Below are 22,634 nucleotides of genomic sequence, written 5' to 3'. Positions count from 1 at the left end.
GGATGTAGCGGAAGAGCCCGAACCTGAAGCGCCAGTGGAAGCTGAAGCGTCGCTAGAGCTGGATGATTTAGACCTTCCTGAGTACAGTGAAGAAGATGCACTGGCGGATGTGGCGGAAGAGTCCGAGCCTGAAGCGCCAGTGGAAGCCGAAGCGTCGCTAGAGCTGGATGATTTAGACCTACCTGAGTACAGCGAAGAGGATGCACTCGCCGATGTTGGTGAAGAATCGGACCTTGAAGGCCAATCCAGTGCTTCGAGTGTATCCGGTGAAGCTTTGGACTTGGATGATCTGGATATTCCTACATTTGGGGATGTTGGGGCTTCTGATAGTGCTTCTGAAGGAGAAGGACATGATTCGAAGATCGACGATCAGGACCTTCCAGAATTTGATGAGCAAGATGCGTTGGCTGAAGCGGACGACTCTGGCTCAGAAGAAGTCGATTTTAAACTCGATGATTTGGAACTTCCGTCTTTGGGTGAGATTCCATCTGAGGCTGCACAAGAGTTAGCTAATCACGAGTATAATGAAGATGCTTTCGATGAGCTCCTTGCAGAAGAAGAGCCAAATCAAGCGGCTAACTTCGATTTTGAGTCTCCTGATACTCTGACTTCTGATAGCGCTGGTATGGATATCGAAGCTATGTTGGAGGTAGGAGGAGAAGATTGGAATGGTTTCAGCCTTTCTCCTGAGCAGCAAGCTCAGATCAACGATGATATCCCGGAAGACGAGCAGGGCGTATGGGATGAAAATAACCGCCCAGAACAAGCTCAGATTCTTGATGAAAACTGGGAAGATCAAGAAGAGCTGGGGGACTTCAATCCTCAGGAAGGAGAATTCCGAACCATTGATGAGCTGATGGCTGAGGTAGAGAAAGAAGAGCAGCAAGACTTTCAGGAAGAAGAGCTGAAATTAGATGTTGGGCTGAGTGATTTCCCAGATGTTATTGGTGATACAGGTAATGTTGATGTCGATAACAACTCAGAAGCGGCAGGTAAGCTTGATTTGGCGAAGATCTACATTGAAATGAACGATTCACAAGGGGCAATCAAGCTGCTTGAAGAGGCAATTGTTGATGGTAGTGACGAAATTCGTCGAGAGGCTAAAAACCTGATTGATGCGATTAACGGAAGGTAAACTTTTCCACGAATAAGGGGGCGTTAGCCCCTTTATCTTTTTGAGCAAAAATGTTTATACTTCCCGCCCAATTTTTTAAGAGAGCACCCCGATGAGAATTGCATTAGGTATTGAGTACAATGGCACTCAGTACTTCGGCTGGCAGCGTCAGAAAGAAGTGACAAGTGTTCAGGAAAAGCTTGAACGTGCACTGAGCATCGTAGCAAACCACCCAGTAGAAGTTCAGTGTGCAGGTCGTACAGATGCGGGAGTGCATGGCACCGGGCAAGTTGTTCATTTCGATACCACTGCTAGCCGGAAAACAGTGGCTTGGACAATGGGAGCTAATGCAAATCTACCCAGCGATATTGCAGTTCGATGGGCGAAAGAAGTTCCTGAAGAGTTCCATGCTCGGTTTTCTGCGACTGCTCGTCGTTACCGCTATATCATATTCAATAGTGCTCTGCGACCAGGTATTTTGTCATCTGGAGTGAGTCATTATCATGGTGAGCTTGATGCAGAAAAAATGCACGAAGCGGGCCAGTACTTGTTGGGTGAAAATGACTTTACGTCATTTCGTGCCGTGCATTGTCAGTCAAGAAGTCCATGGCGAAATATGATGCATCTGAATGTGACTCGCCATGGTCAGTATGTTGTCATCGATATCAAAGCCAATGCGTTTGTTCACCACATGGTTCGCAATATTACCGGCAGCTTGATATGTGTTGGACGTGGCGAGCAGCCTCCTGAATGGTTAAACTGGCTGTTGGAAGTAAAAGATCGCAAACTGGCAGGTGCAACCGCTAAGGCTGAGGGGCTCTACTTGGTAGATGTGGATTACCCTGAAGAGTTTGGATTGCCGAGAGTGCCTATTGGGCCACTATTTTTGCCAGACAATTTGAACTAAACCGTGTTAAATTGTCCAACTAATCAGTTCTTTAGGGCGTGAGATATTAGTGTAAGAAATAGGTACAACCAGTTTTTTGTCTACACTTGGCATTTTATATGCTTTAATCCTCTCGCGTAAATTCAGAATTTTTGTCCTTCGCACCGTGCGGAGGCGATGTAGAGAAAAAGGTCTTCCATGAGTTGGCTTGAAAAGATTTTAGAAAAAAGCAACATTGTTAGTTCACGTAAAGCGTCCATTCCAGAAGGTGTTTGGACTAAGTGTACGTCTTGTGAACAAGTGCTTTATCACGCTGAACTAGAGCGTAACCTAGAAGTATGTCCAAAATGTGATCATCACATGCGTATGAAGGCTCGTCGTCGCCTTGAAACATTTCTGGACGAAGACAACCGCGTAGAATTAGCGGATGAACTTGAGCCACAAGATAAGCTGAAGTTCAAAGATTCGAAAAAATACAAAGATCGTATCTCTGCTGCACAAAAGAGTAGCGGTGAGAAAGATGCGCTTGTTGTAATGAAAGGTGAACTGTTAGGTCTACCTATCGTCGCTTGTGCATTTGAGTTTTCGTTCATGGGTGGTTCGATGGGCTCCGTCGTTGGTGCTCGTTTTGTTCGCGCGGTCGAGGCAGCGATAGAGAACAACTGTGGTTTAGTTTGTTTTTCTGCAAGCGGTGGTGCACGTATGCAAGAGGCACTTATGTCTCTGATGCAAATGGCGAAGACGAGTGCGGCTTTAGAGCGTCTTTCTCAGAATGGCTTACCGTTTATCTCAGTAATGACAGACCCAACCATGGGTGGTGTGTCGGCAAGTCTCGCGATGCTTGGTGATGTGAATATTGGTGAGCCAAAAGCATTGATCGGTTTTGCTGGTCGCCGTGTTATTGAGCAGACAGTACGTGAAGATCTGCCAGAAGGTTTCCAGCGTAGCGAATTCTTGCTTGAGCATGGTGCGATCGACATGATTGTTGATCGCCGCGAAATGCGCCAGCGTGTGGGGAGCTTGATCGCTAAAATGACCAATCAACCCTCGCCTCTGGTAGTTTCTGTGAACGATTCACAAAATGAAGCTGCTTATTCTGTACCAGAAGCGGACGAAAAAGGGTAAAGTAACATACTAACAAACAACCACAATTACTTGGTTTAGAGTTAGATGAGTCAAACCCAAATTCCTCAAGCCACATCCTCTCTTGCGATGTGGCTTGATTATTTAACCACCATACACACTTCTGCAATCGACCTTGGCTTAGAGCGTGTCCAAACTGTCGCTGAAAAAGCCAACCTAGTTAAACCTGCCCCAAAAGTTATTACTGTTGCCGGTACCAATGGCAAAGGTTCGACCTGTGCACTGATGGAAGCTATTTTGCTTGATGCTGGATATTCTGTTGGTGTCTATAGCTCGCCACACCTTATTCGTTATAACGAGCGTGTTCGTATTAATGGTCAAGATCTAGAGGATGAAAAGCACACTGAGGCTTTCGCCTTTATAGAAAATCAGCGCGGTGATATTAGTCTAAGCTTTTTCGAATATGGGACACTTGCAGCATTGCGTCTCTTTCAAACTGAAAACGTTGATATTGTCTTACTTGAAGTTGGTTTAGGCGGGAGACTGGACGCAACGAATGTTGTTGAGCACGACGTATCCGTGATTACCAGCTTAGCAGTAGACCATGTTGACTGGCTCGGTGATGACATTAATGTGATTGGCTATGAGAAAGCAGGTATTTACCGAAGTGGTAAGCCTGCAATCTGTGGTCAGCCTAAAGCGCCATCTACTGTGGCAGCGCATGCTGATGATATTGGTGCGGAGTTGTTTCAGGTGGGAATCCAATACAACTACCACATTGAGGATGAGAATACTTGGCGTTGGAGTCATGGCCCCTATGAACTTGACTCACTTCCTATCCCTGGCTTGCCACTGCAGAATGCAGCCACCGCATTGATGGCGCTAGCTTCAGCAAATCTGGATATCTCCGATATAAATATTGTCAAAGGGTTAAGAGAAGCCCAGCTGCCTGGAAGAATGCAAATTGTCAGTACAGAGCCAACCATTATTCTTGATGTTGCGCATAACCCTCACTCGGCAGAGTATTTATTCGGTCAAATTCAGGAACAATACTCCGGCAAGAAGGTCCACGTTGTTGTCGCTATGTTGCATGACAAGGATATTAAAGCCACTCTGGAAGTTATATCGCCTATTGCTAGCCAGTGGTACCCTGCCTCATTACAAGGTCCAAGAGCGGCGAGTGCCGATGAACTTTGTGTCTTCTTACCTGAAAATAATCAGCGTTATGATAGCCCTGTTGACGCCTTTAAAGCCGCGATGACAAACTCACAGAGTAAAGATGTCATCTTAGTATTGGGTTCATTCCATACAGTGGGTGAAGTCCTTGAGTACTGGCAGAGCCAAGGAGAGTAAATGGCGAGTAAATTTCAAAACCGCTTGGTTGGCACTATTATTCTGGTCGCAATCGGCGTCATCGTATTACCGGATGTCCTCGATGGTAAGAAAACACATTACAAAGAAGAGATTGCTAGCATTCCTATTAAACCAGAGCTTGATAGCGATGTAGAAAGCTTTGAAGTTTTAGAACCGATAGATGATTCAGCAAGCCTGCCTGAAACGCCGGTTGAAGTTATTGCACAAGAAGTTGAGGCTCCAGCTTCCGCTGAAAAAGTGAATGACGAACCACTCCCAGTCGCAGTTAAAGAGGTTCCTGAACGCAACGAATATCAGGACAGTGCTTGGATAATTCAGCTGATGGCACTTAAGAATGCTGAAAATGCGAAGAACGTAGTCAAGGATCTTCAAAAGCGTGGTTATCAAGCACACACCAAACTCGAAAATGGCTTCACTCGTGTCATTATCGGCCCTGACATCTCAAAGAGTAAGTTAGAGAGACAAGTTGTGGAACTGGAGAAAATTACTGGTTCAAAAGGTCGATTGCTCAAATTTAAGCCATTAAATCCATAAGAAAACGTTTGCGTCAGCGTTTTTTCTGTTAAAATGCGCGCCAACTTAAGATGTAAGAACAGATGAATTCGTTAGATATTGTCATTTTAAGTGTGATCGGCCTGTCGGCATTGATCAGTTTAATTCGTGGCTTTGCAAAAGAAGCATTGTCTTTGGTTATCTGGTTTGGGGCGTTTTTTATCGCCAGTCAGTACTACGCAAAATTGGCGGTGTACTTTTCCAATATCCAAGACGACATGTTTCGTAACGGAGCAGCGATTGCAGCCTTGTTTGTTTCAACTTTGATAGTAGGGGCTATAGTCAACTATGTCATTGCTCAGTTGGTACAGAAAACAGGTTTGTCGGGAACAGACAGAGTACTTGGTGTCGTCTTTGGCGGCTTACGCGGTGTCCTGATTGTTTCTGCTGCATTATTTTTTATGGATGCGTTTACGTCGTTTCCAGACTCAGAGTGGTGGAGAAGCTCGCAATTGGTACCAGAGTTTAGCCGTATCATTGCGCCTTTCTTCGAGCACTTGCAAGCAACATCGAGTTTCTTATCTGGCGCGCTATAGCGCGCCAGCCATTGTCGCAAATCGAGGATTAGGACATGTGTGGTATTGTTGGAATCGTGGGTACAACGCCTGTAAACCAGTCTATCTATGACGCACTGACTGTGTTGCAGCATCGTGGCCAAGATGCCGCGGGTATTTGTACCATAGAAAGCAATCGTTTTCGTTTGAGGAAGGCGAATGGTTTAGTTAAGGATGTGTTTGAAGCTAAACATATGCAACGCCTTCAGGGAACGGTCGGAATTGGCCATGTTCGCTATCCAACAGCAGGTAGCTCAAGTGCTTCAGAAGCTCAACCTTTCTATGTAAACTCTCCTTTTGGTATTACGCTCGCTCACAATGGTAATTTAACTAACTCAGCGGAAGTGCGTGAGAAACTGTTTGAGAAAGATCGCCGTCATGTGAATACGACCTCTGACTCTGAAGTTCTACTCAATGTGCTTGCTCACGAGATTGATACTGTAAAGGGAAATGTCACAGCAGAAGATGTTTTTCGCGCAGTGACGAACGTACATCGCACGATTCGCGGTGCTTATGCAGTATCAGCGATGATCATTGGTCACGGCATGATAGCTTTCCGTGACCCAAATGGAATCCGTCCTCTTTGCTTGGGTAAGCGTGTAGTTGGAGATACGACTGAATATATGGTGGCATCTGAGTCTGTGGCGCTGGATGCTGTTGGCTTTGATTTCATTCGTGATGTAGCACCGGGCGAAGCCATCTATGCAACTTTTGACGGTCAGTTACATACCAAGCAGTGTGCTGATAATCCAGCTTTGAATCCATGTATTTTTGAGTTTGTCTATTTCTCACGTCCAGACTCGTTTATCGATAAGATTTCAGTTTACAGTGCTCGTGTTGAGATGGGTAAAAAGTTAGGTGAGCGTATTCGTGATGATTTCAGTCATCTCGATATCGATGTGGTTATCCCGATTCCAGAGACCTCATGTGATATTGCACTACAGATCGCACAAGCTATCGATAAACCTTACCGTCAAGGGTTTGTGAAAAACCGCTACGTTGGCCGTACCTTCATCATGCCGGGGCAACAGCAACGTAAAAAGTCGGTACGTCGAAAGCTGAATGCAATTCGTTCAGAATTTAAAGATAAAAATGTTTTACTTGTTGATGATTCAATTGTTCGTGGCACCACATCAGAACAAATCATTGAAATGGCACGTGATTCAGGCGCGAAGAAAGTCTTTATGGTTTCAGCCGCACCTGAAATTCGCTTCCCTAATGTGTATGGCATTGATATGCCTAGTGCGAATGAACTCATCGCTCATGGGCGTGACAACGATGCAATATGTAAGCAAATTGGTGCGGATGAGTTGATTTTCCAAACTCTGGATGACCTAGTGAAAGCTGTTGGAATGGGCAACACAGACATCACCAAATTTGAAACGTCGGTTTTTAATGGTGAATACGTAACGGGTGATATTGACCAGCAGTATCTGGACTTTCTACAGTCTTTGCGTAGTGACGATGCTAAGATCCAGCGAGAGATTCAACAGGACTTGGCTAATCTTGAGTTGCATAACGAAGGGGCTTAGAGGGAGCTTTGGCTGCAAGCGACACATAAAAAAGAAGGGCTGATGCAATGCATCAGCCCTTCTTTTTATCTCCAATCTTTAGTATCTGATACGATATAACTGGGTCAACATAAACATGGCCGCTGCGCTGATGACAACGGAAGGGCCCGCTGGGGTGTCATAGTGCCATGACAAACTTAATCCAAGTAGAACGGCTATTGCGCCAATACAAGAGGCCATGAACGCCATTTGTTCAGGTGTCTTGGAGAAACGTCGCGCTGTGGCTGCGGGAATTATTAAAAGCGATGTCATGATGAGCGCCCCCACAAACTTCATACCAATTGCGATGACTAAACCAACCATAATCATCAGAATAAGTCTCATTAAGTCAACATTATGCCCTTCAACGGCAGCTAAATCTTCGTTGACCGTTGTGGCCAACAGTGAACGCCAAAAACAAAACAATATGACGGACACAAGCGCGGCTCCCGCATAGATATAAACAAGATCGGTGGGAGTCACTGCGAGTAAATCACCGAATAGGTAGCTCATTAAATCAATACGAACATTGTCTAGGAAGCTAACCGCCACTAAGCCTAAAGAGAGTGCACTGTGAGCTAAAATGCCTAACAAGGTGTCAGTGGCGACTAATTGCTGTCTTTGCAGCGCTACCAAAATGAAAGCGAGTGCAAGACAGCAGACGATCAAAGCAAAATAAAGATTGACGTCGAGTAAGAAGCCAAGAGCAAGCCCCATCAGTGATGCGTGTGCTAAGGTATCGCCAAAGTAGGCCATCTTGCGCCAGACGACAAACGAACCAAGCGGGCCAGCGATAGCTGCGATGCCAAGGCCGGCTAGAATAGAAGGTAACAAAAACTCAATCATGGTGATGACCGTGTGAATGATGGGAACAAGTAGACGCTTCACCTGAAACGGGATCACCCGCGAGATCATGATGATGGTGTTGATGCTGGTGATGGTAGAAGGCTAGATATTCACTACGCACTTCACCGAATAAAGCAATATAGCTTGGGTGTTTGGTGATATCGGCAGGGGCTCCTGAACAACAAATATGATGATGCAAACAGATCACATCATCCGTTTTTGCCATCACTAGATGCAAGTCGTGCGAGACCATGAATACAGCACAGCTAAAGCGATGGCGAATGGTGTCAATCAAATCGTACAAATCAATCTGTCCTTGAACATCGACCCCTTGAGCTGGCTCGTCCAGTACTAATAGATCAGGCCGTTGTAACAAAGCCCTTGCCAGTAGAATGCGTTGATTCTCTCCTCCCGATAGCGAGTGCATATTAGACTTTATCAGGTGCTCTGCGCCGACAAGCTTTAGCGCATCTTGTAATTCTTGTTCGCTGTATTTACCTGCCAGCTTCATAAAGCGTTTAACGTTTAGAGGGAGTGAGTCATTAAGCCTGAGCTTCTGTGGGACATAACCAATTTTCAAGCCCTTGGATCGTTTTACGGAGCCTGTGAACTTTTTTTGAAGGCCTAAAAGCACTTTTACAAGTGTCGATTTTCCTGCGCCATTGGGGCCAATTAAAGTGGTTATCTCGCCTCGTTTGATGTTGAGGCTGATATTATCGAGAACTTTACGCTCACCAAACTGAACGCAAACTTGTTGAAGTTCGACTAATGCCGACATGAATGGAACTCATTTGCAAATAACTATTGTTATAATGTAACATTTGTCAAACTTTAACGCCAGAGAGTAGTGGTATTGATTTATGAAACATCTAATTCCTTTGTTATCCATTTTTGTGATAGGTAGTGCTAATGCTAGCGAGATATTGACTAGTATCAAGCCGATTCAAATGATTACCTATGAGATCACTCAAGGTGTTTCTGAGCCAGAATTATTGCTTGATTCAAATACCTCTCCCCATGACTATGCGTTGAAACCTTCTGATGTGAAAAGGATCAGAAAAGCAGATTTAGTCATTTGGTTTGGTCATGATTTAGAGCCATTTCTATCTAAGGTTTTAGAAGGACAGAGAAATGTGCTGACGGTCAGTGAAATTGAGGGCTTAGCGTTGCGTGAATTTGATGGCAGTCATCATGATCATGATGGTCACAACCACGGTTCGCATGACCCACATTTTTGGCTTGGTTATGAGCAGAGTATACAAGTGGCAGAAGCGATAAGTGAAAAGCTAGGTGAGTTAGATCCTAAAAACAAAGAAACATATCAGGCCAACTATCAATCGTTCATAAACAACTCGAATGAGTACGACAAGAAGTGGCGTGCGGCACTTGAGCCTATTAAGGATGTTGGTTACTACGTTTTCCATGACGCCTATGGTTACTTTGAACAGCATTATAGGTTGAATCATTTAGGTGAATTCACGGTAAGCCCCGAAAGAAAACCGGGAGCTAAGACTCTGATAAAAATAAAAAAAGCATTAGCGAAAGGAGATGCTAAATGTGTCTTTTCTGAACCTCAATTTACTCCAGCAGTTGTGAATTCGGTGACTCGAGGAAGCCAAGCAAAGCAAGGTATTCTTGATCCTATCGGATCTGATATTCCAGTTGGGCCTGGTAGCTACTTTACTTTCATTCAGTCCATTACCGACAGCTTTACGGAGTGTTTGAGCCAGTAAACATCGGTTAATGAATAACCTAGGGAAGTGCCATGCTTCCCTTTTTCGATTTAATTGAAGAAGAAAAGCTGGATTCTTTGAAGCAACATCTTGTTTATCCGTCTAAATACAAGATAATTATTGGCACAAAATAATTTAATGACGTTGTCTACATAGAACTGGATATCGTCAATCAAGCAGCCATGTTGTCACTCTTATTGGAGTATTGTGGCTGCGGATGCAAGGGAATTGTGAGTGAAAAGAGCCGTTTGCTTTCTGGCACTATATTTTATAGCTCGTTTAGCCGTCGCTATGGATCTTCCTTTATCGGTCTTTTATCCCTTACCGACACAGGCTAAGGGGAAGGCATTTGCGGCAAAAGAGCTTTTTCTTGCCGAAAATGGTGGTATTTGGTTTCAGGATGTCAGGAATCAAGTGCTATTTTTTGACGGTCAAAACATCTTGCCTAAATCAGGCTCCGCACTTGAGTTTAATCCAGTACATATTGCGTTTCTCGATAATGCATTTTGGTCTTTTGCTGGTAATGAGATTTATCGTACTACTCCGAGTAAGTCACGAGAACTCATGTTTAGTCTTACACCTGGTACGGAAATTTTACGGATAGGGGTTTCCGGACGTTATGTTTGGGTATCCGATACTGCCAATTTTTACACCTATCATATTGAAAGCGGAGATTTTTCTTCATACTCCTTAATGGAGTTGTATCAGTATAATCAGTCGGCAGAAATCAGTATAACGGATGCCAAACTTATTAAATCAAAATGGGTTTTAGCAACAAATTCAGGTGTGTACTTGTCAGATGGGGATCATTTTGAGCATGCTCCTCGCTCTGGAAAGAATCACATCGAAACGCTCTATTTTTCTGAGAAGCGACAAGAGTTGGTTGTTGGGACTCGAAGCGGAGCCATCCTTTTCAGTATTAGTCATCCTAACGGACCGCTCAAACGCATACCAGGAGGTCATGTTCTCAGTATTGCTGAGACAGAAGATGGATACTGGCTGGGCACCGAATCAGGCTTACAGGTTTATTCTTTCGGATCGAGTGAGAGCCGCTATGCCTTGAGAACCTTGACGTATAGCAATGCTTTGCCTGGTGAAAAGGTCTATTCATTGCTGAATGATCGTCGTGGCGGCATATGGATCGCTACGGAGAGGGGAATTCATTACTTTTCCTTGTTTTCTCATCATTTTCAACGCTTTCCAAATTTGATGATCAACCATGGCTCTACGTCGGAAAAGCTGATTCAGCTAAAGAATATGCACAGTCGAGGCGGATTTTGGATGGTGACCAGTGTGGGCGTGTATACCCTTAAACTCAATAACAGACCTTCCAGAAAACTGGTATATAAAGGCAGAGTGAATAATGTCATTGAGCATAACGGTACGCTGTGGCTAGCCACTGACAATGGCATCATTTGCATTGATAGTGTATCTGGTGCATTGCTCAAAGACAGTTTACCCAATTTTTTAAAGACTTCATCGGTTGAATTGCTAGAACTGGATAAGCAAGGTCGAGTCTGGGGGGCCAGCGACCATAAGTTATGGCGTTTCGATACAAACAATCGTGAGCTGGTGCAATATGGCTCAGATTGGATGCTGAATCAGTACTTGCCAGCACAACTTACTCAGATGTCCGTTACTGATGATGGCAGTTTGGTACTTGGTACTGATCATGGCGCTTATGTTCTGATTGATGGTCAGATTCATTATATTGATGATTCGGAACACTTTGGGCGAGTTGTGAGCATAGAGGAAGGTAAGACAGGGGAAGTTTGGGTAGCGAGTACTTACGGTTTGTACCGATTAGATCTAGCTAGTTTCCAACTCGAACCTCTAGGTATGGTAGAGAACCATATTACCCCTAAGTGTCTGCTTAGAAATGGGAAAGGTATTTGGATGACTTCTTCTGCAGGGCTCACTCGTTATACAAGCAATGGGGAAATTGCAGCACATTTTGGTGAGCCATTGGGGTTAGTAAACAACGAATTCCTATCAGGATTATGCAGTCTAGGCTCAGAAAGTCAGCGAAACCTCTTACTTGGCTCTAGGCTAAGCTTGGTCAAGGTTGATACCCAAAGCCTGAGTATGAGTCATCCGCCGAAAGTACAGGCCATTATTAGCCAAGTCACTGCTAATCAAGAGCTATTTTCTCTTGGTGGAAGCCTATTCAATGCTCCACATGTAAAGTATGGGCAGCCAATTGCTTTTCAGTTTGGAGTGTTGCCTCAGGTGAGTCATGTCGCGCTTCAATACCGGCTCGGATCTCAGGAAGAGTGGCAAGATCTTGAGGGAATGAAGCTAACCATTGAGCATATTCTTCCAGGACATTATGCACTTGAAGCACGAGTGGTCAGCAATGGCATGGCTCAAAGCGCGATCGATCCGTTCGTGTTCTCGGTTGAAGAGCCTTGGTATTTACGCGGGTATGCGATCTTGTCATATATTGCCCTTACTTTAGTTTTGTTAGCGATAGTAATTTATTGGCGTTCACGAATAATGGCGAGAACGAATAAAGAGTTAAAATCACAGATTGCATTGAAGACGAACCAGTTGCGTCATCAAAGCCGAATTTTACTCACTAACAACGATCAATTAAGAAAGCAGCTCCAAATAAGGCGTATTCTTTACCGCCAGTCGGTGCAATCGTTGCGTGAAAGATTGCAAAGCTGTACAGCTCAAGTCATTTCCGAATCAGAGCAAGGGAAGCAACAACTCATGAGCTTTATGATTCATGAATTAGACTTGCTCCTCAATGTGCGTGCGGCAAATGGTGATGCCTTGCCAGTATACAACTTGTCTCTGGTATTGCGCTCAGCGTTGGATGGTTGGCGAGACGAACTGAATAAAGCCGGTCTATCTGTTGAGATAAGTTCGGATCAAGATAAAGACATTTACGTCACGCTCGACGTGTTTAACTTGGATAGTGTGTTTAATCTTCTGATTGATAATCTGATCAAACGTATATATCGCGGACAAGTCGTTTTGATGGCTTGCCGCGTCGAAGATGGAAAAGTCCATTTCTCTATCACTGAACAAGGTAAAAAGCTTGATGACGATTCAGTATCAGCTGAAGAACTATGGAATGAGATCGAGTCTCTCGTCAAAGAAAGTGGAGGTTGTTTCCATCGATATAGTTCAAATGAGAGAAATTTGCTCGAGTGCGTGTGGCCTGTAGGTAATGAGTTTGAAGAAAATTCGATCGTTCATCTGACTGATACAGGATTATTCGAAGAGCAATCTAAAGAGAAAGATCCATGGGTTGAAAAACTCGAAGCGCTGGTTATAAAACACTATTCAGACCCAGAATTTGGCACGGCTCTGGCCGCTAAGCAGATGTTTGTATCAGAACGCAGTTTGCAACGTCGATTTAAGACCGCCACACAACGTACGTTTATGGACTACGTCACGGAGGTGCGTTTGGACTATGCATGCCGACGTTTACTTGCAGGAGAGAAGATCTCTGATGTCGCATTCGAGTGCGGGTTTAATGACCCTTCCTATTTCAGCCAGCGATTTAAACATCGTTTTGGTGTTTCCCCTTCTCAGTTCATTGAAGAACAAGAACAGTAATCTAAGGCGATTCTCTGCATTAAGTAAAAAGAGTTGTGTTGAGGTTGTTTGATTGAACACTCTGCGTGATGCGTGATGAAAAAAATATCGTGGTATAGCCGGGGGGACTATACCACGGGTGTCAATGACACCTTCGCTTGCTGCCGGAGTGGTGCGGTAGCACCACCTCTGGAATTCAATGTCTTCAAGAAGCTTTCCTCGTCGACGTGGTTAACTATAAAACTATCGACTTATTTTACTTATAAAATTAACGCCAAGGTTACATGACAAAAACGACACTTGGTTTAAGTTTTTGATATTTATTGTTTTATTTTGTTTTTGAATGAAAGGAACTCAATGAAACTAGCTGATTAAGTGACATTGATTATGGCTTTTAACGGATTTAACGAGGCTTTAATTAACGAAAGTGACGTTCCATAAATGTAATGTTTGATTTCAGACAAGATTTAAAAATTTCACACGGGCTAATATCTAAATTCTTAATAATAATATTTCTCATTTTTATCTTTAATTGGCCTGTCTATGAAACTGTCAGATCTAACACAAGGACAAAAAGCAACCATTACTGGTTTCTCTGAGCTTTCAAGCGATGTCCGAAAAAAACTCATGGTTATGGGGTTATTGCCGCAAACACCAGTTACGCTTATCCGCAAAGCGCCAATGGGCGATCCGCTTCAAGTTGAAGTGCGTGGCGTTTCTTTAGCGGTGAGAACCAATATTGCGAACGCTATTCTTGTGGAGGCTAGCTAATGAAGTACCACATTTTAACCGTTGGTAATCCAAACAGTGGCAAAACCACGCTGTTTAACGGTCTGACTGGGGCGAAGCAGCAAGTCGGTAACTGGGCTGGAGTTACGGTCGAAAAGAAAACAGGTCGATATCGCCATTCAGGTGATGAATTCATGCTGACTGACTTACCCGGTATTTATGCGCTTGATAGTGGCAATGATGGTAACAGTATCGATGAGTCCATTGCTTCTCGTGCCGTCTTAACTCATCCATCGGACCTGATTATTAATGTTGTTGATGCGACTTGTTTAGAGCGCAGCTTGTATATGACGCTTCAACTACGTGAATTAGGCAGACCTATGATGGTCGTGCTAAATAAAATGGATGCCTTAAAACGAGAACGCCAGACGATCGATATTAAAGCGCTAGAAAAAGTGTTGGGTTGTCCGGTGTTTGCGCTATCAGCGAATAATAATGGGCAGGTTCAACGCTTTAAAGAGCGTTTACATAAAGCTGTTGTCCAAGGTGTAGCGCTGGATGAGCTGAATATCCATTACCAATCAGATTTTGAATATGCAATCGAGCAGATCCAACCTATTTTTGAAAACCACTCTGAAGTATCTGCAAGAGCGCTTTCAATTCGCGCATTAGAGCAAGACTTGCTTGTACTCAATAGCCTCTCTTCAGAGGAGAGAAGTATGATTGCCAATGTTCAGCAATCGATAGAGCTGGATATTGATTTATTAGTTGCCGACACTAAGTACACCTTCTTACATGAACAGTGTAAAAGGGTGCGCCGAACAGAAGGAAAGCTCAGTCATAGTTTTACCGAAAAGGTGGACAACGTCATCCTGAATAAGTGGGTTGGAGTGCCGTTTTTCTTTGTGGTTATGTATCTGATGTTTATGTTCTCAATTAACATCGGAAGTGCGTTCATTGATTTCTTTGATATTGGTGTTGGTGCCTTATTGGTTGATGGAGGGCACTATTTACTCGACGAACACCTTCCTGTTTGGCTTGTCACCTTAGTTGCTGATGGCGTTGGTGGGGGGATTCAGACGGTGGCAACCTTTATTCCAGTGATTGCCTGCCTTTATCTTTTCCTTGCCGTTCTTGAGAGCTCGGGCTACATGTCACGTGCAGCGTTTGTACTTGATAAAGTGATGCAAAAAATTGGTTTACCGGGCAAAGCATTTGTTCCACTAGTACTTGGCTTTGGGTGTAATGTACCGGCAATCATGGCGACACGTACCCTAGATCAAGAGCGCGAACGTAAGTTAGCGGCATCAATGGCACCATTTATGTCCTGTGGTGCCCGCTTGCCGGTATATGCTTTGTTTGCTGCCGCATTTTTCCCAGAAAGTGGTCAAAATATTGTGTTTGCATTGTATTTGCTGGGCATAGTAGCCGCTGTTTTTACAGGGCTCGTGTTGAAGCACACACTTTATCCGGGGTCAAGCGATAGCTTAGTGATGGAAATGCCAGATTACGAGCTACCTACAGTACAAAATGTTCTGATCAAAACATGGCAGAAACTTAAGCGATTTGTTTTAGGGGCTGGCAAAACCATTGTCGTTGTGGTCACCATTCTCAGCTTTCTTAATTCTGTTGGTACAGATGGTTCATTTGGTAATGAAGACAGTGAAACATCCGTATTGTCTAAAGTTTCTCAGGTTGTGACACCTGTATTTGCTCCTATTGGTGTCAAAGAAGATAACTGGCCAGCAACGGTAGGTATCATTACTGGTATTTTCGCAAAAGAGGCGGTTGTAGGTACGCTGAATAATCTCTATGCGCCTAGTGAAGGTGAAGAAGCCGAGTTTAACTTGATGGCGAGTTTAGAAGAGGCGGTGATGTCGATTCCTGATAATCTAGCAGGGTTAAGCTATTCAGATCCACTGGGTATCGAAGTCGGTGACTTAACGGATAGCTCTACGGTTGCTGAGGAACAGGAAGTGGATGCCTCGATTTTTGGCAACTTGAATCAGCACTTTGCATCGAGTCATGCGGCTTTTGCTTATTTGATCTTCATCCTGCTTTACACCCCTTGTGTGGCAGCTATGGGAGCTTATGTGCGAGAGTTTGGTCAAAAGTATGCGCGTTTTATTGCTGCGTGGACAATGGGCTTAGCTTATGGTGGTGCAGTCTTATATTACCAAGTCATGCATTTTGCTGATCATCCTGTTTATAGCTCAGCGTGGATTGCAGGCATCCTACTTGCCTCCTTGGTAACGTACCGCGCTCTTAAAACTGCAGGTGAGAAACAAACACTATATGTGGAGACACAAACAGCATGATCCTGAGAGAGCTGAAACAGTACATCGAACAGCAGGGCTGTGTAAGTCAGAGAGAGCTTGCTAAGAAATTTGCGCTGAGTGAGGATGGTGTCGATGCTATGCTGGCGGTATGGATCAGGAAGGGTCAGATCTCTAGACTGGTTGATACGAATAAAGCTCACAGGGTGATGAGAGTGCGTTACTCCGCGAATTGTTCGGATGGGATTGCTCTCACGGTTACAATGTAAACAATGCCGCTGGATAACAGCGGCATTTTTTTATGCCTTTCGAAACAGACTACTTAGTGATAGTACGTTTTGAATGCGAGAAAGCATGGTTTGTTGTTCTTCCTCAGAACGAAACACGCCGTTGGTGTTACCCCAAATGGGACCGGGCCAAGCGATGTCGTCTTTGAAGCGAGCGATATGATGAATATGCAGCTGTGGGACCATATTTCCAAGCGCACCTAAGTTGAGTTTATCTGGGCGAAACGTTGCTTCTAATGCTTGGCTTACTGCTTGTGATTCGAGTAAGAACTGTTGTTGATCTTGCATTGGCAGGTGGTGCAGCTCCTTAAGATTTGCCCGTTTAGGGACAAGAATCACCCAAGGAACAGCGTTGTCCTTGTGGAGCAGAGCAATAGTCAAAGGAAAGTGACCGATGACGCTAGTATCCTTTGTCAGTTGTGGATGGAGTTCAAAACTCATGATTCATTCCTATTAGTATTTTTTTGCCAGTATACGCCAGAAAAAACAAAAGGTTGATGCTTTCACATCAACCTTTATTTTCTATCGCTAAAGCCCTAGCTTACATACGTTCTAGTGTATCAATACCTAGCAGAGAAAGACCTTGTTTGATGGTCTTCGCCGTCAGTGCTGCCAGCTTCAGACGACTCTGTTTAACAGACTCATCTTCTGTGTTCAGAATTGGGCATGCTTCATAGAAGCTTGAGAATTGGCCAGCAAGTTCGAATAGGTAACTACACATGATGTGTGGTTGACCTTCACGAGCAACTGACTGCACGGCTTCTTCAAATTGAAGTAGCTTGGCGATAAGAGATTTCTCTTTCTCTTCGGTGATCTTAATGTCGCCCCCTAACTCATCCATTGAGATGCCCGCTTTAGCAAAAATAGATGCAACGCGCGTGTAAGCGTACTGCATGTATGGGGCGGTGTTGCCTTCAAAGGCCAGCATGTTATCCCAGTCAAACACGTAGTCAGTCGTACGGTGCTTAGACAGGTCTGCGTACTTAACAGCAGCCATCGCTACCGTGTTCGCGATGTTTTGCTTTTCAGCTGTTTCTAAGTCTGGGTTCTTAGACTCGATAAGTTTGATTGCACGTTCTTCTGCTTCGTCTAGTAGGTCCGCCAGACGAACTGTGCCACCTGCACGTGTCTTAAATGGACGGCCATCTTTACCTAGCATCATACCGAAAGCGTGGTGCTCAAGAGTGACCTCTTCTGGCACATAGCCCGCTTTACGAACGATAGTCCAAGCTTGCATCAAATGTTGGTGCTGGCGAGAGTCAATAAAGTACAGCACGCGGTCTGCACCTAGCGTTTCGTAGCGGTATTTCGCACAAGCGATATCGGTAGTGGTGTACAAGAAGCCGCCGTCACGCTTCTGGATGATCACACCCATAGGCTCGCCGTCTTTGTTTTTGTACTCTTCAAGGAACACAACTTGTGCACCGTCATCTTCTTGTGCAAGACCTTGTTCTTTCAGGTCTGCCACAATGCCAGGAAGCATGCCGTTGTACATGCTCTCACCCATTACGTTCTCACGAGTTAGAGAGACATTAAGACGATCGTAGTTGCGCTGGTTTTGGATCATGGTGACATCCACCAGTTTTTTCCACATCTCAGCGCAGTATTCATCACCACTTTGTAGTTTTACCACGTAATTACGAGCTTTTAGCGCAAACTCTTCGTCTTCATCGTACAGCTTTTTCGATTCACGATAGAAAGCTTCTAGATCAGCGAGTTCCATTGATATTTCGCCAGACTCTTTTTGCACTCGCTCAAGGTTCGCAATCAGCATACCAAACTGAGTACCCCAATCACCGATGTGGTTAGCACGAATGACTTTATGGCCTAAAAATTCAAGTGTGCGCACAACGGCGTCACCGATAATAGTTGAGCGCAGGTGGCCAACGTGCATTTCTTTCGCCACGTTTGGCGCAGAGTAGTCAGCAACAATAGTTTTTTGCGCTTCAGCTGCAACACCAAGGCGAGAGTCAGATAGTGCGGACTCAGCTTGTTTAGCAAGGAATTCTTCGCTCAAGAAGATGTTGATAAAACCTGGGCCAGCAATTTCTGTTTTGCTAGCGATGCCATCAAGGTCCAGAACATCCAGTACTTTTTGAGCAAATTCGCGTGGGTTGGTACCGAGTTTCTTAGCAACACCCATGACGCCGTTTGCTTGGTAATCACCAAACTGAGGCTTTGCTGATTGGCGAACTGCAGCAGGGCTACCTGCCGGTGCGCCAGCGGCTTCTAGAGCCTGAGATACTTTGTCGTTAATAAGTGCTTGGATATTCACACGCGCTTCCTTCAATTCTGGGAATTGGTTGGATATGCATATAAATATTCAGTTTAGTCAATGGCTATGGCTGAATAATATCCACTCTAGCGGAATAAATGCATATCTCTGTAGAGTTCATAAATTGGCGCACATAATACCAACTTTATTGCCTCTCTTATAGGGAGTGAACTGGGAAATTTTCTACTTTTCCTTAGGTTCTTGCTAGTATTGCGGAAAAATCAACGTTTTGGATAAATGAAAATGTCTCAAAGACTATTGGATGCTGAATTGATGCCTTCACAAATGAAAGGCAAGATTGAAGATTTTATGCATAAAATTCAAGGTTTAAGCGAAAAGCTGCATATTAATTTACGTCCTTTTCAGGCGGATCATATCGCATTACGTATCAATGACTTGGAATTGGCAAAACTGGCTCATCAAGAATGGTTAAAAGAAGGCTGTGAAATATCAAATGCGGTGATAAATGGCCGCCCGATCATAGTGATTGAATTCACTGAGCCATTGAAGGCGTTAAATTGGTCAATCGAATGCTTAGAGCTACCTTACCCGGCCGAGGGAAAACGCTACCCACAACAGAGTTGGGAACATGTTGAGTTTGTTGTCCCGTCACAGGCACAAACCGCAGATGAATATCTACAGGAGATTAAGGGCCTACAGCCAGAAATGGCGAAGCAATGGGAACAGTTAAGTGAGCAGGGAGTGAAGATCAAGTTATCTAGCCCGAAAGGTGAGGGTGAGCGGCTCAATAACCCCACAGTGGCGTTTAAGTATGAGGGTGTGTGTATTAAGCTTCACCCCCATTCATTGAAGACAATTGTCGAGTCTGAACAATCAGCCTAAGTCAATATCCTTCGGTCTAAGTTGAAACTCTTCTATTGAGCCTATTTCTAGGCCTAAGTCCAGTGGTGCTGACTCATGATGTGCATTTCCTTGGGTGTGCATGATGAGTCGGTTTGCTGTCCGTGGCTTGAGCTCATTGACAACAAAGCGGATCATATCTGCACGTGTTAAGGTTTTCAGTTCCTCTAATACCACTTCTTTCTGGTTGAAGTTATCGTCTTTGTTACCTATCGCAACCCAAAGGCGTTGAGCTCGGCTTCTTAGTGTCGTGTCAGGTGTCGCGATCTGATTCCATAGTCCTCGCTTGCTGCTATGCCATTGGTACTCATTCAGCTCAAGCAGCACCATATAGAAAGCATTGAGAAATTCATCAATGGAACTGATTAGATCGATAGGTGCGGCATTGGGTGATTGTACATAGAGCACAATACCTGGATGACGATTGAGTGGTAAGTTCCCTGTTCCTACCATATAACCCAGCTGTTGCTTGGTTCTTATTTCATGAAAAAAAGTTGCGGACATCAAATGGTTAGCCAGCGAATACAGAGCAATATTGCGTGGCTCTATATCATCGCATTGGTAATAAACGACAATTGCTGAATCTTCTTGGTTACACTCCACTGAACGCTGGAAAGTCCCATTTTTGCCAAGCATCACTAGAGGGCGCAGTGCTTCTTCGTACTGTTGGTTGTGTACTCTAAGTGCGTCTTTCAGTGTTGTCCCAAGATGGATAGCATCAGAGCGAATCCAGTCTCCGTAGACAAACATTTCGACATGCAACTCAGCGAGTATTGCCTGCACAAATTCAGCCAATTCTTCCATATGGATGGTTTCCAAGGCTTCGAGCAAATCAGCGTAAGGAGGGTTGTTTGGTTGTAACAGGCCCGTCATAGCGTTGAAAAGTTGCGAGATAGGTTTATCCTGTGCCGCGTTCCGCCAATTCCTCAATAATTGATTCTTAATGGTATCAAAGCGTTTTGCACTGAAGTCACGTTTGGCAAAGCGCTCCAAGATCATCTTCATTAATTCTGGTTGTTTCTTACTGAAGCCTGAAAGTGTTAGGGTTACTCCACCTTGGTGGGCATACATGTTGTAACCCATACCTGCGATCTCAGCTTGATAAGTTTCTTTGGCTAAAGAATCGAGGAACATTTCCACGCACAAGCGAGTTTTCACAATATTTCTGGGGTTAGCGACGGCGTGAGGACTGTCTATCGCGACGTATATGACCCCTTTAGGTACCTTGAATTCATGATCTTGTAAGTGCCATAGCTTAAACCCTGGTAGCTCTTCTATCACTTCTGGAATGTCAGAAAGGGCTTCAACAGGTTGAGGATCTAAGTCATAACAGATAAAAGGATTTTTAGGCGGAAGCGCGAAGTTCAAGTCGCTTGGCGTTTTATATTTGGCTAACTGTTCCGATGAAAACGGTAACACTGAATAAGGAGATGCGTACCACTGAGCTTGTTTATCATAGTATAAGCCTTGAGCAATAAGCGTGACACGCAAATTCTCCGGCGTTAGGTATTGCAGAAGGCCTCTGAGCAGTGTTTCATTATATTCAGTCATCATAAAATCGCCATAGACGGTGTCTTCTGGCGCATAGTGCTGCATATTAACTACTAAATGGCTGACAAGATCGAGTGGCCTGGTGGGTTCTTGAAAGCGGAATGCAGATTCCAATACGGCTTGCTTCTCAAGGTAGCGCCACTCGTCAAAACCTTCACGGCTTAGTAGCGATAAATAACTGAATATAGCTTGAACAATATCGTCAACATGATCTATACCCTCTGCGGTTAACGCGCAGCTAACCGTAAATTCTCGATAGTTACTTCCGCTGGTTCCGCCACCAGCTGAAAGGGAAGTAATCCATCCGGCTTCTTTGAGTTCGAGCATCAGGCTGCCGTTACCTTCGTAGCCGAGAAGATGAGCAAAGTAAGACAGAGGCTTTTGACGGTAATGTTCATCCATACATGGCATGGGAAAGGTCAAAATCAGTTTGCGAATGTCTTTAATCGGTTCGACATTGACCAAGATACGGGTGGAGTTTTCATCGGTATAAGGGACGTCGATTGATTTACCCGCGAGATTGTGAGTCGGTATGGCTGAAAACTTTTTGGTGACCCAACTTTCTAGTTCGTCTAACGACTGTGGGCCCATGACAGTCAATGTCATTAAGTCAGCGGAATATTGCTGATAATGGAAATCAACGATTTCATCTCGAATAGATTGACCGCCGCGGTCACCTAATGTCTCTAGGTTGCCCACAGAGAACTTGGCAAATGGATGCTTCGGATTGACGAGCTCCTTGTGGACCTGATACAGCCTTCGAGAGTCGTCGTTTAGTTTGAGTTTGTATTCAGATTCAACCGCTTGGCGTTCTTTGTCGAGCGCCTCATGATTAAAGAGTGGGGCGGTAAAAAATTGACTAAACCTGTCGAGGCTATCGGCAAAAGCCGAAGGTGTGACGTCAAAAAAGAAGCAAGTATGTTCGGTACCAGTCCATGCGTTATTACTGCCACCATGTTGGTTAATGTAACTTTGAAATTCACCAACTTTAGGGTATTTTTCTGTCCCTAAAAACAGCATATGTTCCAAGTAATGAGCAAGACCTTGACGATCCATTGGATCATCAAAGTGCCCAACATTGACGGCTAACGCTGCAGCTGATTTTTGCGCGTCTTTATCTTGAATAGCTAACACTCTAAGCCCGTTTTCCAACGTGAGGTAGCGATATTGGTTGGTGTCATTGGGGCTTATGTGCACAAGTATTTCTCCGCTGAAGGTGCTTAGGTATTAGTATGTACGCGATGTGGATGAGTGCCAACTATCTCTTTGAGAAATATAAGCATACACAAAATATGAATCCGTCCATTAAGATTGTTAAGAAAGTCGAAGTCTTTAGCAAGGTACTTGATATAATTATTTTTAAACAAGTGCTAAAAATCAGCGTATAAAAATAACAATGATGATAATTACAAAA

At 44.3% G+C, this 22,634-nt stretch carries 18 protein-coding genes; 13 read left to right on the top strand and 5 right to left on the bottom strand.

All coding sequences use genetic code 11. The annotated features are described in order from the left end of the window. From L1D31_RS09850 to purF, 7 genes are all read left to right on the top strand, one after another. Positions 1-1,135: FimV/HubP family polar landmark protein (locus L1D31_RS09850; RefSeq protein ID WP_275666099.1), on the top strand; the 1,135-nt coding region annotated here is incomplete at its 5' end. 91 nt (positions 1,136-1,226) lie between these two features. Continuing rightward, the gene (gene truA, locus L1D31_RS09845; RefSeq protein WP_239836892.1) at positions 1,227-2,021 is read left to right on the top strand and encodes a tRNA pseudouridine(38-40) synthase TruA; all 795 of its coding nucleotides are present in this window, start codon (positions 1,227-1,229) and stop codon (positions 2,019-2,021) included. Between the two features lie 177 nt (positions 2,022-2,198). Beyond that, complete coding sequence (gene accD, locus L1D31_RS09840; protein WP_239836891.1) at positions 2,199-3,125, top strand: acetyl-CoA carboxylase, carboxyltransferase subunit beta; 927 nt, start codon at positions 2,199-2,201, stop codon at positions 3,123-3,125. Positions 3,126-3,170: 45 nt separating this feature from the next. Then, positions 3,171-4,436 carry a bifunctional tetrahydrofolate synthase/dihydrofolate synthase gene (gene folC, locus L1D31_RS09835; protein WP_239836890.1) on the top strand — a complete coding sequence of 422 codons (1,266 nt, stop codon included), beginning with the start codon at positions 3,171-3,173 and terminating at the stop codon, positions 4,434-4,436. Further along, entirely contained in the window at positions 4,437-4,991 is a 555-nt protein-coding gene (locus tag L1D31_RS09830) for an SPOR domain-containing protein (protein ID WP_239836889.1), read from the top strand. It begins immediately after the preceding gene. Positions 4,992-5,053: 62 nt separating this feature from the next. Beyond that, the gene (locus L1D31_RS09825; RefSeq protein WP_045975311.1) at positions 5,054-5,545 is read left to right on the top strand and encodes a CvpA family protein; all 492 of its coding nucleotides are present in this window, start codon (positions 5,054-5,056) and stop codon (positions 5,543-5,545) included. A 35-nt stretch (positions 5,546-5,580) separates the two neighbouring features. Then, positions 5,581-7,095 carry an amidophosphoribosyltransferase gene (gene purF / locus L1D31_RS09820; protein WP_239836888.1) on the top strand — a complete coding sequence of 505 codons (1,515 nt, stop codon included), beginning with the start codon at positions 5,581-5,583 and terminating at the stop codon, positions 7,093-7,095. A gap of 78 nt (positions 7,096-7,173) precedes the next feature. Here the strand turns inward: purF and znuB are convergent, their stop codons facing one another. Together znuB and znuC are read right to left on the bottom strand one after the other, a co-directional pair. Further along, positions 7,174-7,959, bottom strand: a complete 786-nt coding sequence (gene znuB / locus L1D31_RS09815) for a zinc ABC transporter permease subunit ZnuB (RefSeq protein ID WP_239836887.1) — start codon at positions 7,957-7,959, stop codon at positions 7,174-7,176. Then, positions 7,952-8,737 (bottom strand): zinc ABC transporter ATP-binding protein ZnuC, encoded by a 786-nt coding sequence (znuC, locus tag L1D31_RS09810; RefSeq protein ID WP_239836886.1) that lies wholly within the window; start codon positions 8,735-8,737, stop codon positions 7,952-7,954. The genes znuB and znuC overlap by 8 nt, the downstream gene beginning before the upstream one ends. An 82-nt stretch (positions 8,738-8,819) precedes the next feature. Here znuC and znuA point away from each other — a divergent pair, with 82 nt between their 5' ends. The 5 genes from znuA (at position 8,820) to L1D31_RS09785 (ending at position 16,515) form a co-directional block, all read left to right on the top strand. Continuing rightward, positions 8,820-9,692: a zinc ABC transporter substrate-binding protein ZnuA gene (gene znuA, locus L1D31_RS09805; RefSeq protein ID WP_239836885.1), complete on the top strand. Its 873-nt coding sequence runs from the start codon at positions 8,820-8,822 to the stop codon at positions 9,690-9,692. 234 nt (positions 9,693-9,926) lie between these two features. Continuing rightward, positions 9,927-13,262, top strand: a complete 3,336-nt coding sequence (locus L1D31_RS09800) for a helix-turn-helix domain-containing protein (protein ID WP_239836884.1) — start codon at positions 9,927-9,929, stop codon at positions 13,260-13,262. Between the two features lie 522 nt (positions 13,263-13,784). After that, positions 13,785-14,012: a FeoA family protein gene (locus L1D31_RS09795; RefSeq protein ID WP_239836883.1), complete on the top strand. Its 228-nt coding sequence runs from the start codon at positions 13,785-13,787 to the stop codon at positions 14,010-14,012. Continuing rightward, positions 14,012-16,288 (top strand): Fe(2+) transporter permease subunit FeoB, encoded by a 2,277-nt coding sequence (gene feoB / locus L1D31_RS09790; RefSeq protein ID WP_239836882.1) that lies wholly within the window; start codon positions 14,012-14,014, stop codon positions 16,286-16,288. The genes L1D31_RS09795 and feoB overlap by 1 nt, the downstream gene beginning before the upstream one ends. Continuing rightward, positions 16,285-16,515 carry a FeoC-like transcriptional regulator gene (locus L1D31_RS09785; RefSeq protein WP_239836881.1) on the top strand — a complete coding sequence of 77 codons (231 nt, stop codon included), beginning with the start codon at positions 16,285-16,287 and terminating at the stop codon, positions 16,513-16,515. The genes feoB and L1D31_RS09785 overlap by 4 nt, the downstream gene beginning before the upstream one ends. Positions 16,516-16,545: 30 nt before the next feature. Here L1D31_RS09785 and L1D31_RS09780 read toward each other — a convergent pair whose 3' ends face one another. Both L1D31_RS09780 and argS read right to left on the bottom strand, forming a co-directional pair. Further along, positions 16,546-16,974, bottom strand: coding sequence for an HIT domain-containing protein (locus tag L1D31_RS09780; protein ID WP_239836880.1), 429 nt, complete (start codon positions 16,972-16,974; stop codon positions 16,546-16,548). Between the two features lie 100 nt (positions 16,975-17,074). Then, complete coding sequence (argS, locus tag L1D31_RS09775; RefSeq protein WP_239836879.1) at positions 17,075-18,808, bottom strand: arginine--tRNA ligase; 1,734 nt, start codon at positions 18,806-18,808, stop codon at positions 17,075-17,077. A 243-nt stretch (positions 18,809-19,051) separates the two neighbouring features. Here argS and L1D31_RS09770 point away from each other — a divergent pair, with 243 nt between their 5' ends. Next, complete coding sequence (locus L1D31_RS09770) at positions 19,052-19,651, top strand: VOC family protein (protein WP_239836878.1); 600 nt, start codon at positions 19,052-19,054, stop codon at positions 19,649-19,651. Here the strand turns inward: L1D31_RS09770 and L1D31_RS09765 are convergent. Beyond that, the gene (locus L1D31_RS09765; RefSeq protein WP_239836877.1) at positions 19,643-22,417 is read right to left on the bottom strand and encodes an insulinase family protein; all 2,775 of its coding nucleotides are present in this window, start codon (positions 22,415-22,417) and stop codon (positions 19,643-19,645) included. The genes L1D31_RS09770 and L1D31_RS09765 overlap by 9 nt on opposite strands. Positions 22,418-22,634: the final 217 nt, after the last annotated feature.

This window comes from Vibrio sp. Isolate23, from assembly GCF_022398095.1.
Classification (GTDB): domain Bacteria; phylum Pseudomonadota; class Gammaproteobacteria; order Enterobacterales; family Vibrionaceae; genus Vibrio; species Vibrio coralliilyticus_A.
The sequence above is the reverse complement of the archived record's forward strand: the minus strand, read 5'-3'. Positions and strand labels throughout refer to the sequence as shown.